General features: G+C 72.6%; 11 protein-coding genes. 6 read left to right on the top strand and 5 right to left on the bottom strand.

Annotation, left to right across the window (positions count from 1 at the left end):
- The first annotated feature begins 54 nt into the window (after positions 1–54).
- On the top strand, positions 55–3,441 hold the full coding sequence (locus tag ELY19_RS12890; RefSeq protein WP_126196553.1) for a pyruvate carboxylase: 3,387 nt from the start codon (positions 55–57) through the stop codon (positions 3,439–3,441).
- A 23-nt stretch (positions 3,442–3,464) separates the two neighbouring features.
- Here the strand turns inward: ELY19_RS12890 and ELY19_RS12885 are convergent, their stop codons facing one another.
- On the bottom strand, positions 3,465–3,698 hold the full coding sequence (locus ELY19_RS12885) for a DUF167 domain-containing protein (RefSeq protein WP_126196552.1): 234 nt from the start codon (positions 3,696–3,698) through the stop codon (positions 3,465–3,467).
- Between the two features lie 41 nt (positions 3,699–3,739).
- Here ELY19_RS12885 and ELY19_RS12880 point away from each other — a divergent pair, with 41 nt between their 5' ends.
- Together ELY19_RS12880 and ELY19_RS12875 are read left to right on the top strand one after the other, a co-directional pair.
- On the top strand, positions 3,740–4,342 hold the full coding sequence (locus ELY19_RS12880) for a CHAP domain-containing protein (RefSeq protein WP_126196551.1): 603 nt from the start codon (positions 3,740–3,742) through the stop codon (positions 4,340–4,342).
- On the top strand, positions 4,339–5,214 hold the full coding sequence (locus ELY19_RS12875; protein WP_126196550.1) for a patatin-like phospholipase family protein: 876 nt from the start codon (positions 4,339–4,341) through the stop codon (positions 5,212–5,214). The genes ELY19_RS12880 and ELY19_RS12875 overlap by 4 nt, the downstream gene beginning before the upstream one ends.
- Before the next feature lie 39 nt (positions 5,215–5,253).
- Here the strand turns inward: ELY19_RS12875 and ELY19_RS12870 are convergent, their stop codons facing one another.
- From ELY19_RS12870 to ELY19_RS12860, 3 genes are all read right to left on the bottom strand, one after another.
- A complete protein-coding gene (locus tag ELY19_RS12870) occupies positions 5,254–5,655 on the bottom strand; it encodes a nuclear transport factor 2 family protein (RefSeq protein ID WP_126198826.1) in 402 nt (133 codons plus the stop codon).
- A gap of 19 nt (positions 5,656–5,674) precedes the next feature.
- Positions 5,675–8,959 carry an error-prone DNA polymerase gene (locus ELY19_RS12865; protein ID WP_126196549.1) on the bottom strand — a complete coding sequence of 1,095 codons (3,285 nt, stop codon included), beginning with the start codon at positions 8,957–8,959 and terminating at the stop codon, positions 5,675–5,677.
- A gap of 102 nt (positions 8,960–9,061) precedes the next feature.
- Entirely contained in the window at positions 9,062–9,613 is a 552-nt protein-coding gene (locus ELY19_RS12860) for a TetR/AcrR family transcriptional regulator (protein ID WP_164711593.1), read from the bottom strand.
- A gap of 45 nt (positions 9,614–9,658) precedes the next feature.
- On the opposite strand from ELY19_RS12860, the gene ELY19_RS12855 reads away from it, so the two are divergent.
- Positions 9,659–10,678, top strand: coding sequence for an FAD-dependent monooxygenase (locus ELY19_RS12855; RefSeq protein WP_126196547.1), 1,020 nt, complete (start codon positions 9,659–9,661; stop codon positions 10,676–10,678).
- Between the two features lie 10 nt (positions 10,679–10,688).
- On the opposite strand, the gene ELY19_RS12850 is transcribed toward ELY19_RS12855, so the two are convergent.
- Positions 10,689–11,150, bottom strand: coding sequence for a MarR family winged helix-turn-helix transcriptional regulator (locus ELY19_RS12850; RefSeq protein WP_126196546.1), 462 nt, complete (start codon positions 11,148–11,150; stop codon positions 10,689–10,691).
- A gap of 88 nt (positions 11,151–11,238) precedes the next feature.
- On the opposite strand from ELY19_RS12850, the gene ELY19_RS12845 reads away from it, so the two are divergent.
- A complete protein-coding gene (locus ELY19_RS12845; RefSeq protein WP_126196545.1) occupies positions 11,239–12,147 on the top strand; it encodes an amidohydrolase family protein in 909 nt (302 codons plus the stop codon).
- A 23-nt stretch (positions 12,148–12,170) separates the two neighbouring features.
- Entirely contained in the window at positions 12,171–13,442 is a 1,272-nt protein-coding gene (locus ELY19_RS12840) for a serpin family protein (protein WP_164711592.1), read from the top strand.
- Positions 13,443–13,525 lie beyond the last annotated feature (83 nt).

The raw sequence follows: 13,525 nt of genomic DNA, 5'->3' as shown, positions 1-13,525 counted from the left end.
CCGGGCCGTGCCGCGCACGTCGTCCGTCCCACGAAGACCGGTGGTAATACCAACATGTTCAACAAAGTCCTGGTGGCCAACCGCGGCGAGATCGCGATCCGCGGGTTCCGCGCCGCGGTGGAGAGCGGCGCGCGCACCGTCGCCGTGTACCCGTACGAGGACCGCAACTCCCCGCACCGCCAGAAGGCCGACGAGGCCTACCAGATCGGTGTGGAGGGGCATCCGGTCCGCGCGTACCTGAGCGTGGACGAGATCCTGCGGATCGCGGTGAAGTCCGGTGCGGACGCCGTGTACCCCGGGTACGGGTTCCTGTCGGAGAACCCGGACCTCGCCGCGGCGTGCGCGGAGCGCGGGATCACGTTCGTGGGGCCGCCCACGGAGGTGCTGGAGCTGACCGGCAACAAGGCGCGGGCGATCGCGGCGGCCCGCGAGGCGGGGCTGCCGGTGCTCGCCAGCTCGGAGCCGTCGTCGGACGTGGACGCACTTCTGGCCGCGGCCGAGGACATGCACTTCCCGGTGTTCGTCAAGGCCGTGGCGGGTGGCGGCGGGCGCGGCATGCGGCGCGTGGCCGCGATCGAGGACCTGCGGGATGCGATCGAGATCGCTTCGCGCGAGGCGGAATCGGCGTTCGGTGATCCGACGGTGTTCCTGGAGGAGGCCGTGATCGACCCGCGGCACATCGAGGTGCAGATCCTCGCCGACACCGCGGGCAACGTGATCCACCTGTTCGAGCGGGACTGCTCGCTGCAGCGGCGCCACCAGAAGGTGATCGAGATGGCTCCCGCGCCGAACATCTCGGACGAGCTGCGGGAGCGGCTGTGCACCGACGCGGTGAAGTTCGCCACGGCGATCGGCTACAGCTGCGCCGGCACCGTCGAGTTCCTCGTCGACCCGCAGGGCCGGCACGTCTTCATCGAGATGAACCCGCGGATCCAGGTGGAGCACACGGTGACCGAGGAGGTCACCGACGTCGACCTGGTGGCGGCGCAGCTCAGGGTCGCCTCCGGTTCCACGCTGCCGGAACTGGGGCTCACGCAGGACGCGATCCGCCTCAACGGCGCTGCCCTGCAGTGCCGCATCACCACGGAGGACCCCACCGACGGCTTCCGGCCGGACACCGGGCGGGTCAGCGCCTACCGCACGCCGGGCGGCGCGGGCATCCGCCTCGACGGCGGCACCTCGGTGGGCGCCGAGATCAGCCCGCACTTCGACTCGATGCTGGTCAAACTCACCACCCGCGGCCGCGACCGGGAGACCGCGATCGTCCGCGCGCGGCGCGCCCTGGCGGAGTTCCGGATCCGCGGCGTCGCGACGAACATCCCGTACCTGCAGGCGGTCCTGGCGGATCCCGACTTCGTCGCCGGGAAGGTGACCACGTCCTTCATCGAGCAGCGCCCGGAGCTGCTCACCGCGCGCGGCTCGTCGGACACCGCCTCGAAGATCCTGCGCTACCTGGCGGACGTCACCGTCAACAAGCCGCACGGCACCCGCCCGACGAAGGTGTACGCCAACGACAAGTTGCCCGACATCGACCTGAGCGTCCCCGCTCCGGAGGGCTCGCAGCAGCGGCTCGAGCGCCTGGGGCCGGCCGGCTTCGCCGCGGACCTGCGCGCGCAGACGGCGCTCGCGGTCACCGATACCACGTTCCGCGACGCGCACCAGTCACTGCTGGCGACCCGCGTGCGGACATCGGCGCTCGCCACCATCGCGCCGTACGAGGCGCGGCTGACACCGCAGTTGTTCTCGGTGGAGGCGTGGGGCGGCGCGACGTACGACGTGGCGCTGCGATTCCTGCACGAGGACCCGTGGGAGCGGCTCGCCACGCTGCACGAGGCGATGCCGAACATCTGCCTGCAGATGCTGCTGCGCGGCCGGAACACCGTCGGCTACACCCCGTACCCGCAGCAGGTCACGGACTCCTTCGTCGCCGAGGCGGCCGCCACCGGTGTGGGGATCTTCCGGATCTTCGACGCGCTCAACGACGTCGAGCAGATGCGTCCCGCCATCGAGGCGGTGCTCGCCACGAACACCGCCGTCGCCGAGGGCGCACTCTCCTATACCGGCGACCTCGCGAATCCGGGCGAGAGCCTGTACACGCTGGACTACTACCTGGGCGTCGCGGAGCGGATCGTCAAGGCGGGCGCGCACATCCTGGCGATCAAGGACATGGCCGGGCTGCTCCGGCCGGCCGCGGCGACGAAGCTGGTCACCGCCCTCCGGAAGGAGTTCGACCTGCCGGTGCACGTGCACACCCACGACACTCCCGGCGGGCAGCTCGCCACCTACCTCGCGGCGTGGACCGCCGGCGCGGACGCCGTTGACGGGGCCGCCGCGCCCCTGTCCGGCACCACGAGCCAGCCCTCCCTGTCGTCGATCGTGGCGGCCACCGCGCACACCGACCGGGACACCGGGATCGACCTCGACGCGGTGTGCTCGCTGGAGCCGTACTGGGAGGCGGTCCGCGGGGCGTACGCACCGTTCGAGTCCGGCCTCAAGGCCCCGACGGGACGGGTGTACCACCACGAGATCCCCGGCGGGCAGCTGTCCAACCTGCGGCAGCAGGCGGGCGCACTGGGGCTGGCGGAACGGTTCGAGGACATCGAGAACGCCTACGCCGCAGCCGATCGCATGCTCGGTCGGCTGGTGAAGGTCACCCCCTCGTCGAAGGTGGTCGGCGACCTCGCGCTCGCGCTCGTCGGTTCCGGGGTCGCGCCGGAGGAGTTCGCCTCCGATCCCGGCCGCTACGACATCCCCGACTCGGTGATCGGCTTCCTCCGTGGCGAACTGGGAACGCCGCCCGGCGGCTGGCCGGAGCCGCTGCGCACCCGCGCCCTGGAGGGCCGCGCGGAGGCCACGCCGGTCAGCGACGTGCCCGCCGAGGAGGCCGCGGAACTCGCGGGCACCTCGGAGCAGCGACGGGCGGCACTGAGCCGCCTGCTGTTCCCTGGCCCGATGCGCGAATTCACCGAACACCTGGCGGAGTTCGGCGATGTCTCCAAGCTCTCGACCAATCAGTTCCTCTACGGCCTGCGCCAGGGCGAGGAGCACCGGGTCCAGCTCGCGACCGGCGTCGAACTGCTCATCAAGCTCGAGGGCGTCGGCGAACCCGACGAGCACGGCAACCGGACCCTGGTCTGCACGCTCAACGGGCAGCTGCGCACCGTCTCCGTGCGGGACCGCGCCGTGCAGGCCGAGATCCCCGCCGCCGAGCGCGCCGACCGGACGAACCCGGGCCACGTGGCCGCCCCGTTCGCGGGCGTCGTCACGCCGACGGTGCACACGGGCGAGACGGTGGCCGCCGGCGACCAGATCGCGACGATCGAGGCCATGAAGATGGAGGCCGCCATCACCGCGCCCGTCGCCGGGACGGTCACCCGGGTGGCGCTCGCCGGCGCCACCCAGGTCGACGGTGGCGACCTCGTCGCGGTCATCGAGGGCTGAGCCGGGCCACAGTGCCGCGCGGTTCAGTCGTCGACGGCGAACCGTTTGAGGCGACTGGTGTGTCCGGTGACCAGCCGCACGCGGGACTTGGGCACCCCGAGGTGGGAGGCGAGCAGTTCGGCCGCCGCCTTGTTCGCCTTCCCCTCGGTCGCCGGTTCGCGCACGAACAGGGTGAGCGCGCCGGCATCGTCGGCTTCGACGGCGGGACCCTTGCGACTCCCCGGCTTGATCGTGCAGGTCACCGTGCGCGGACTCATCGCCCCATGATGCCAGGTTCACCAGTGAGTACCATGGATTCATGGGGTTGAGGAAGGTCGGACTCGTCGTCGCCGCAGCGATCGCCGCACTCGTCGTGCTCGCGGGTGGTGTCGTGTGGTTCTCGAGCGCGTACGAGACGCCGTTGACACGGCACCTGCCTGCGGAGCTCAAGCCGCGCGTCTACCCCGCGGTCTCGACCGCGGGGCTCAGCCCGGCCCGTGTCCGCATCCTCGATAACGTGCGCCGCGAGTTCGACGCCAATCGCCCGGGGACGTACTTCTCCGAGGGCGTCCAGGAGCCGTGGTGCGCGGACTTCGTCTCGACGGTCCTCCGCGACTCCGGGCTTCCGCTGCGCAATCCGAATTCGGGCACGTGGCGCATCCCGGGCGTGTACACCCTCACCGAGTACTTCCAGCAGGCCGGAAAGCTGGAGTCCGCCACGACCTACCGGCCGCAGCCGGGCGATGTGGTGCTGTACACGCCCGAGCACCCGAAGATGCGACAGCACACCAACTTCGTGGTCGCGGTGTCGGGCGACACGGTCACCACCGTCGGCGGCAACCAGGAGGGCGGCATCAGCGCGTGGACCTACCGCCTGACCGACACCTTCGGGCTCGCCGGGTACGGGGTCCCGGCCCGATGACGGTGCTCGACGCGCTTCGGGCCCGGATCGCCGCGGGGAGCCGCCCCGGGGAACGCTCCGACGGGCTGCGGATCGCCGTGTGCATCGAGGGCGGCGGCTCCCGCTCGGCCTACTCCGCGGGCATGGCGCTGGCGGTCGACGAACTCGGACTCCTGCCGGCCGTCGACGCCGTGTACGGGACGTCGGGAGGCGGTCTGAACGCGGCGTGGCTGGTGTCCGGCGAGGGCCGGCGATGGCTGCCCTCGTGGGGTTGGGACGAGGTGCTGGCCGAGCGGGTGGTGCATCCGCGGCGCGTGCTGCGCGGCGGCGTCGTCGTGGACACGCGGCATCTCGTGGAGCGGGTCTACTCCGACGTCACGCCGATGAACTTCGCCGCGATCCTCGCCAGCCCGATCAGCCTGCACCCCTTGGCCGTCGACGCGCACACCCGGCGGGTCGCCGACCTCGCGCCGTACCTCACCGACGCCGCGTCGCTGCGCACCGCGCTGCGCGCGACCACCGCGCTCCCCCTGCTCGCCGGGCCGCCGGTCCGCCTGGCGGGACGGGAGTTCCTCGACGGCGGTCTCGCGGAGAAGGTGCCCCTGGCCACCCCGATCGACCAGGGCGCCACGCACCTGCTGGTGCTGCGCACAGTGGAGGCCGAGGCGGCGCCGCGGTCCTCACGCGCGGAGCAGTGGGTGCTCGACGCCTACTTCACCGCCCGCCGGTCGGCGCCCGCTCCGGAGCCGGTGGAACCGGGAACCGCCGAGGTGCTGCAGGTGTGGGTCCCGCCCGGGAGCCCGGCCGTCGGCCGGCTCTCCAACGACGGTCCGCTCATCTCCCACGCCGTCGAGATCGGGCGGGACGCCGCGCTCCGCGCCCTCGCCGGGTAACGCTCGCGGGGAGCGCTCGCCGACGCCGTGCGGAGCGGGTCAGGTCTCGACGACCGTGCCCTGGTGGAACATCACCGACCACCGGTTCTCGCGGCGGCGCCACACGGTGAGCCGACGGGTGACCCGGCCGCCCTGCGCCAGCGTGTAGGTGAGCAGGTAGACGGAGGCGCCCATCGCGCGGACCTGGAACTCGCTCGTCTCCCAGTCCGATTCGTCCGGCGGCGCGGCGATCCGCTGTTCGGTCACCGCCCGGACGTGCTCGCGGCTGTACCGCCGGCCCGAGGCGCCGACCTCCCAGAAGTCGGGAGCGACGGCGGCGTCGAAGTCCTCGAGCGTGCGCCAGTAGGGACCGTGGAAGACGGGTTCGCGACGGCGGAGCTCCGCGAGCACCTCGCGCAGCTCCGGCGCGGTGGTCCGGTCCGGTTCGTGCGCCTCCTCCATCACTTGCCTAAGGCTACCCTCACTGCCAATCGCGGGACCGCGAGGGCACCGACAGGTCCATGCGCTGCAGCCGATCGGCGACGACGGTGACCGCCCCCTCCGCGTTCTGCAGCTTGCCCCGGATCAGTAGCGCGGGCGCCGACTGCGCCAGCCGCCGATACCGCGCCCACAACCCCTGGCTGCACACCACGTTCACCATGCCGGTCTCGTCCTCGAGGTTGATGAAGGTGACGCCGCCCGCGGTGGCGGGCCGCTGCCGATGCGTGACGGCCCCACCCACCAGCACGCGGTCACCGTCGGGCAACGAGAGCAGGCGGTCGGCCGGGACGACGCCGAGGCGGTCGAGGGTGGGGCGCAGGAACTCCGTGGGGTACGTACCGACGGTGACCGACGTCGCCCAGGCGTCCGCCGCCGCGAGTTCCGTCTCGCTCATGCCGGGCAGGGTCGGCGGGACGCCCGCAGTGGCGGTGCCCGGCAGCCGGTCCGGGCGTTCCCGCGCGGCGGCGCCGGCCTCCCACAGCGCCTGCCGGCGGTCGCGGCCGAAGCAGTCCAGCGCGCCGGAGGTCGCGAGGGCCTCCGATTGCGCGACCGTGAGCTCGACCCGGGCCGTGAGATCGGTGAGGCTCGTGTAGGCGCCGTGCGCGTCCCGCTCGTGGGCGATGCGCTCGGCGAGGTCGTCGCCGATGGTGCGGATCGCGGCGAGCCCGAGCCGGACCTCCGCACCCGCGTTCTCCAGGTTCGCCCACGGCAGGCTGCGGTTCACGCACGGCCCGTGCACGGTGACGCCGTGCCGCCGCGCATCGGCGACGAGCGACTGCGGCGAGTAGAAACCCATCGGCTGGGCCCGCAGCAGCGCCGCGCAGAACGCCGCCGGGTGATAGAGCTTGAACCACGAGGAGTAGAAGACCAGCGACGCGAACGACTGCGAATGACTCTCGGGGAAGCCGAAGTTGGCGAAGGCCGCGAGCTTCTCGAAGATCCGGTCGGCCACCTCCCCCTCGATGCCGTGCCGGTCCCGCGCACCGTCGTAGAAGCGCTGCCGCAGCTGTTCCATCTTCTCGGTGGAGCGCTTGGATCCCATGGCGCGCCGCAGCTGATCGGCCTCCGCCGGAGAGAAGCCCGCGACGTCGGTGGCGAGCTGCATGAGCTGCTCCTGGAAGAGCGGCACCCCCAGGGTGCGCTCGAGCGCCTTCCACATCGACGGGTGCTCGACGGTGGGCTTCTCCTGCCCGTTGCGGCGGCGGATGTACGGGTGCACGGAGCCGCCCTGGATGGGGCCGGGCCGGATGAGGGCGACCTCCACCACCAGGTCGTAGAAGTTCCGCGGCTTCAGGCGCGGCAGCGTGGCCATCTGCGCGCGCGACTCCACCTGGAAGACGCCCACGGAATCAGCGCGGCAGAGCATCTCGTACACGTTCTCGTCGGCGAGGTCGAGCTGCGCGAAGTCCACGTCGATGCCCTTGTGCTCGGCGAGGAGGTCCTTCGCGTAGTGCAGCGCGCTGAGCATCCCGAGGCCCAGGAGGTCGAACTTCACCAGGCCCGCGGCGGCGCAGTCGTCCTTGTCCCACTGGAGCACGCTGCGATCCTCCATCCGGGCCCACTCGGTGGGACAGACGTCGGCGATCGGGCGGTCGCAGATCACCATGCCGCCCGAGTGGATGCCCAGGTGCCGCGGCAGGTCCGCGATCTGCGCGGCCAGCTCGACCACTCGTTCCGGAATCCCCTCGGGCACCGGATCGTTCCGCCAGCCCCAGCTGGAGATCTGTTTGCTCCAGGCGTCCTGCTGGCCCTGCGAATAGCCGAGGGCGCGTGCCGTGTCGCGCACCGCGGACCGCCCGCGATAGGTGATGACGTTGGCGACCTGCGCGGCGTACTCGCGGCCGTACTTCCGGTAGACGAACTGGATCGCCTCCTCACGACGGTCGGACTCGATGTCGACGTCGATGTCGGGCGGGCCGTCGCGCTCGGGGGCGAGGAAGCGTTCGAAGAGCAGCTGATTGCGCACCGGGTCCACCGCCGTGATCCCGAGCGCGAAACACACGGCCGAGTTGGCGGCGCTGCCGCGGCCCTGGCACAGGATGTCGTTCTCGCGGCAGAAGGTCACGATGCTGTGCACGATGAGGAAGTACCCCGGAAAGGTGAGCGTCTCGATCACGTTCAGCTCGTGCTCGATCTGCCGGTACGCCTGCGGGTTCCGCTCCGGTGGGCCGTACCGTTCCAGCGCGCCGCGCCGGGTCAGCTCGCGCAGCCAGGTGGCCTCCGTGTGGCCCGACGGGACGTCGAAGGGCGGCAGGTTCGGCGCGATCAGCTTGAGACTGAAGGCGCACTCGGCGCCGAGCTCGGCGGCTGCGGCGATGGCGCCGGGGTGCTCGGGAAGCAGCAGCGCCATCTCGTCGCCCGAGCGCAGGTGCGCCCCGCCCGCGGCGGGGAGCCATCCGTCCAGCTCGTCCAGGCTGCGGCGGGCGCGGATCGCGGCGAGGGTCGACGCCAGGCGCCGCTGGCCGGGCCGGGCGAAGTGCGCCCCGGTGGTGGCGACGGTGCCCACCCCCATCCGTGCGGCCACCCCCGCCAGGAGGTGATTGCGCTCGTCGTCCTCGGGCACGCCGTGCACGGTGAGCTCCACGCTCACCCGGTCCTCGCCGAACCGGTCGACGAGCTCCGCGAGGGCGGCGGCCGCACCGTCGGGACCCCGCTCGGCGAGGGCGCGCCGGACCGCACCCTTGCGGCAGCCGGTGAGGATGTGCCAGTGGCCGCCGGCCCACTCGGCGAGGCGGTCCGGATGGAAGCGCAGCAGCCCCTTCTCCCCCGCCTCCATGTGCGCCTCGGCCATGGCGCGCGAGAGGCGGCGGTAGCCCTCCTGGCCGCGGGCGAGGACGAGCAGGTGCTCGCCCGACGGGTCCTCGGTGCCGGTGCGGTCGGCGTCGTGCTCGAGGGACAGTTCCGCACCGAAGACCGTGGGCACGCCCAGCTCCAGCGCGGCCTCGGCGAACCGGACGACCCCGTAGAAGCCGTTGTGATCGGTGACCGCGAGCGCCTTCAGGCCGAGCGCGTGGGCCTGCTCGACCATCTCCTCCGGCAGCGCGGCACCGTCGAGGAAGCTGAAGGCGGTGTGCGCGTGCAGCTCCGCGTAGGGCACCCCGGAGACCCCCGGACCGCCGGCGGGCGGCACGTAGGGCTCACGCTTGCGGGACCACGCGGGGGAATCGCCCCCGTCGCCCGGCGGCTCCTCCGCCCGGCGCACCGGCGCCCGCCCGGAGAGCACCCGCTCCATCTCCGACCAGCTGGGCCCGTTACTCCATCCCACACCACCATCGTACGCTCACACGTTCGATCAATACAGAGTGATCGAACACAACGCGCCGCCCGGCAGCGCGCCGCCGGATTCCCCGCACAGCTCGATCGCCGACTACCCGGGACGGCGCAGGGCGGCGAGCAGCGTCGACAGCGCCGGGAGCGGATCGAACTCCGGGTCCGGCAGCGCCAGCTGACGAGTTATCAGGGCGTCGGAGACGTCCATGACCAGGGCGGACTCGGCCGGCCCCAGGCCGATCGCCGCGCCGATCGCCGCCCCCATCCGTTCGACCGCCGCGCGGCCGCGGCGCAACGGCTCCTGCAACTCGGGCTCGACGGCCGCGGCGGCGAACAGGTTGAGCCGCGCGATACTGCGCACCCGCCCCTCTCCGACCGCCCACCGCACATAGGCGGCCGCCCGCGGCAGGATCTCGTCGCCGGACCCCGCGGAGGCGGCGCCGTCGAACCCCGCCCAGAAGGCGAGGTCCTGCTCGACCATCCGCTCGACGACTCCCTTGACCAGCGCCGACCGTGATCGGAAGTGATTCGATGCGGTGCCCTGCGGGGCGGCGGCCACGTCGTCGACGGCGCGGTGCGTCAGGCCGCGGAGGCCCCGCGTTCCGAGCACCTCGATGGCCGCATCGAGCACCTCTTCCCGTCGTCCCACAATGCCGAACACTACCCGTCACTACATCTGTAGTACCGTGAGCGCATGACCACGGCAGCGATCATCGGCGGCGGCATCGGCGGACTGGCCACGGCCGCTCTCCTCACGCGAGCGGGATGGGAGGTGGAGGTCTTCGAACGGGCACCGTCGTTACCCGCCACCGGAACCGCGCTCGGGATGTGGCCCGAGGCGATGGCGGTGCTCGAACGAGTGGGCGCGGCGGACGCGGTGCGCGCGATCGGGATCGATCAGCGGATCGCGGAGATCCGCAGCGCCGGCGGGCACCGACTCGGCCCCGAGGTGCGGGCGAAGGGCGCCACCGTCATCATCTCCCGGCCGCGGCTCCTCGAGTCCCTCGCCGCGTGCGCGCCCGCGGTCCGGTTCGGCGACCGCCGCACCGGCATCGACGGACTCGGGCACGACGTGATCGTGGGCGCCGACGGCATCGGCAGCGTCGTCCGCGCGCACGTCGTGGGGCACGAGGTGAAGCCGCGGCCACTGGGCGTCGACGTGCTCATCGGCCGCTGCCCCGGCAGCACCGACACGTTCACCGAGTACTGGGGCCCGGGAAGACTGTTCGGAGTGACGCCGCGCGACGGCGGCTACATCAACTGGTACTCGGAGTTCGATCCCCGCGCGGTGCCCGCGGGCACACCGGACCCGGACGAGGACCCGCGCGGCTGGCACCCGCGCGTGGTCGAGACCATCGAGGGGATCGAGACGGAGACGGCGCTGCACTACCGCTCACGCGACCTGCCGCGACTGCCGCGGATCGCGCGCGGCAACGTCGCCCTCCTCGGCGACGCGGCCCACGCGATGGCCCCCAACCTGGGCCGCGGCGCGTGCGAGACCCTGCTCGATGCGGCCGCACTGGCCGACGCCCTCGGCACGGCAGCGGATTTCGACGGGAACGCGGCTCCGGCGCTGCGCGTCTACGAATCGGCGCGGCGCCGCGCGGGGCAGCGGACGATGCTGCTCTCCCGGGCGATGCGGCACGTCGCGCTCGCCTCGCGACTGCGCACACCACGGGACCTGCTGCTGCGCACCGTCGCCGCGGCGGCCTGACCGGACCGCGTCACGCCTCGTCGGCGAGGCCCGGGGTGATCTTGGACAGCGCGGCGCGCAGGGCCGTGACGTCGCGGGCCGTGAGGTGATCGAAGACCAGGCGCCGCACCTCCTCGACGTGGCCGCGCGCGGCACCGTCGAGCGCCGCGAATCCCTCGTCGGTGAGCTCCGCGTAGGCGGAACGCCCCTCCGCGTGCCGCACCAGCCATCCGCGCTCACCGAGCTTGCGCAGCACGTGCGACAACCGCGAGGGCGACGAGTTGGCGGCCTCCGCGAGCGCCGACAGGCCGAGCGTGCGGTCCGGCGCCTGCGACAACTGCGAGAGCACCATGAACTCGTAGTGGGTGATGCCGGCATCGGCACGCAACTGCGTGTCCAGCTTGGCGGGGAGCCGCATCGCGACGTGGATGAGGGGCAACCAGGCCGCCATCTCCTCATCGGACAACCACCGGGTGCTTCCCGCGTCCACCATCACACACCCCCGAGCATCACGTCCGCCCAGTTTACCGGCTCGGCATTTCGGTGAACGGCACCTCACCGAGGTGGGTACATTGACCGGTATGAGCAGTCCGAGCACGACGCCGGGACCGACCTCCGACGAGGAGATCCCGGCGTACCTGGAGACCCTCGGCATTCCCGGCCTCGCCGACATCCACGTGCACTTCCTGCCCGAGCCGATGCTGGTCAAGGTGTGGGACTTCTTCGACCGTGCGAGCTCCGAATACGGTACCGAATGGCCCATCCGGTACCGGTTCGACGAGGACACCCGGCTCGAACTGATCCGCGGCATGGGCGTGACCGCCATCCCCGCGCTCACGTACCCGCACAAGCCCGGAATGGCGGTGTGGCTCAACGACTGGTGCGCCGAATTCGCCCGCCGCGTGCCCGACGGCATCCACTGCGCGACCCTCTACCCCGAGCCCGGCGTCGGCGAGTACGTCGCCAAGGCCGTCGCCGACGGCGCCCGCCTGTTCAAGATGCACGTCCAGGTGGGCGTCTTCGCTCCCGACGATCCGCTGCTCGACCCCGCCTGGGACGTGCTGTCCGCGGCCGCGATCCCGGTGGTCATCCACGCCGGATCGGGCCCCGTCGAGGGCCCGTACACCGGGCCGGACCGCGTCGCCGAGGTGCTGCGCAAGCACCCCGACCTGACGCTCGTCATCGCGCACCTGGGCATGCCCGAGTACGACCGGTTCGCCGACCTCGCCGAGCGCTTCCCCCACGTCCACCTCGACACCACCATGGCGGCCACGGACTTCACCGAGCGCACCGCGCCGATGCCGCCCGGCTACGTCGACCGGCTCGGCGCGCTCGCCGACAAGGTGGTGCTGGGCAGCGACTTCCCGAACATCCCCTACGACTACGCGCACCAGCTCTTCGGGCTCGCACGGCTGGGCCTCGGCGACGATTGGATGCGCAAGGTGCTGTGGCACAACGGTCGCGCCCTGCTGGAGCGCGCGGGCGCCTGAGCGCGGGCCGTACGATGGCCCTCATGCAGATCCGGCGCGCCGTGGCGGCGCTGTTCGTCGCGGGAACCCTCGCCGCGTGCGGCGGCGCACCGTCGGCGCCGGACGCCCTCTCGCTCGAGCGGTCCAAGACCGCCTTCGAACAGGTCGGCATCGACGAGACCCGCGACGACGCGACGGCGCTGGTCTCCACCGCCACCCGCCTCGGTGCACGGCTGGCGGCCGGCGACCCCCGCGCCGGGAGCACCGCCGTCTCCCCCTGGTCCGTGCTGAGCCTGCTGGGCATGCTCCGGGCCGGGGCGCAGGGCGAGACCGCCGCCCAGCTCGACGGTGCCGGGCTCGGCGCCGCGAAGGATCTGCCCCGGGCGATGGCGGCCCTCACCGGGCAGGCCGCGCAGTGGGCGGGCGACCCCGGGACCGTCCCCGCCGGATCGCCGCCCGCGACGCCGCTGTTCCAGTCGCAGGTCGCGGTCCTGACCGCGAAGCAACCCGAGGACCGCCGGGTGCGGTCCGAGTACCTCGACGCGTTGTCCGCGAGCTACGACACCGGCGTCTACCCCGTGGACTTCGGCCTCGGCGTGGGGCGACCGCTGGGCGAGTGGGTGGCGGTGAACACCGGCAGCAGCCTCACCTCCGCGCCGCTGCGCACCGGATCCGACACCCGCCTCGCCGCCGCGACCACCGCCTACCTCGCGGCGGCGTGGCGCTTCCCGTTCGACGCGGCCCGCACCCGGCCCGCGCCGTTCACCGCCTCCGACGGTGCGGTGCTCGACCCGCCCACCATGCGCGGCACGGTGCCGGCCCGCGTGGCGGCGGGCGAGGGGTTCACCGCGCTCCAACTGGACTACGGGACCACGCTGGCCCTGCAGATCGTGCTGCCCACGCCGGGCACCCCGCTCCCGGACGCGGCGAGCGAGAGCCGGTTCACCGCGGCCAGGATCGCGCTGGCGGGGGCACCGTCGACGCCGCACGAGGTGAGCCTGCCGAAGTGGCGCACCGCCACCTGGACCGGGCTCGCCGACCCACTCCGCGACGCGGGCCTGACGGCGCTGTTCGCCGGCCCGGGACTCGACGGGGTGGCCCCGGGCGCACCGTTCCTGTCCGACGCCCGTGCCGCCGCCGTCCTCACCGTGGGCGAGAAGGGCACCGCGTCCGACACCGCCACCGCGGCGCCGACACCGGAACCCGCGCCCGGTCCGGCGCCGTTCGTCGTGGACCGGGCCTTCGCCTACTCGGTGGTCGACACGGCGACGGGTCTGCCGCTCATGATGGGGACGGTGAACCGCCCGGGCGGTTAGAGCACCCTCGGCTGTTCGTCATTGCAACACCAGAGTTCGTTCCAGCAGTTGTCCTTTCACCAAAGTCTCGACTTCACGTTAAG

Origin of the sequence: Tsukamurella paurometabola, assembly GCF_900631615.1 — a bacterium.
GTDB classification, from domain to species: Bacteria; Actinomycetota; Actinomycetes; order Mycobacteriales; family Mycobacteriaceae; genus Tsukamurella; species Tsukamurella paurometabola_A.
Note: the sequence above shows the minus strand (reverse complement) of the source record. Positions and strands in the feature narration are given on the sequence as shown.

What these genes read in the sequence shown, in the direction of transcription:
- ELY19_RS12840 (WP_164711592.1), top strand. Translation starts at nt 12,171, where the DNA reads ATGCAGATCCGGCGCGCCGTGGCGGCGCTGTTCGTCGCGGGAACCCTC.
- ELY19_RS12850 (WP_126196546.1), bottom strand. Translation starts at nt 11,150, where the DNA reads ATGGTGGACGCGGGAAGCACCCGGTGGTTGTCCGATGAGGAGATGGCG.
- ELY19_RS12855 (WP_126196547.1), top strand. Translation starts at nt 9,659, where the DNA reads ATGACCACGGCAGCGATCATCGGCGGCGGCATCGGCGGACTGGCCACG.
- ELY19_RS12870 (WP_126198826.1), bottom strand. Translation starts at nt 5,655, where the DNA reads ATGGAGGAGGCGCACGAACCGGACCGGACCACCGCGCCGGAGCTGCGC.
- ELY19_RS12880 (WP_126196551.1), top strand. Translation starts at nt 3,740, where the DNA reads ATGGGGTTGAGGAAGGTCGGACTCGTCGTCGCCGCAGCGATCGCCGCA.
- ELY19_RS12875 (WP_126196550.1), top strand. Translation starts at nt 4,339, where the DNA reads ATGACGGTGCTCGACGCGCTTCGGGCCCGGATCGCCGCGGGGAGCCGC.
- ELY19_RS12885 (WP_126196552.1), bottom strand. Translation starts at nt 3,698, where the DNA reads ATGAGTCCGCGCACGGTGACCTGCACGATCAAGCCGGGGAGTCGCAAG.
- ELY19_RS12890 (WP_126196553.1), top strand. Translation starts at nt 55, where the DNA reads ATGTTCAACAAAGTCCTGGTGGCCAACCGCGGCGAGATCGCGATCCGC.
- ELY19_RS12845 (WP_126196545.1), top strand. Translation starts at nt 11,239, where the DNA reads ATGAGCAGTCCGAGCACGACGCCGGGACCGACCTCCGACGAGGAGATC.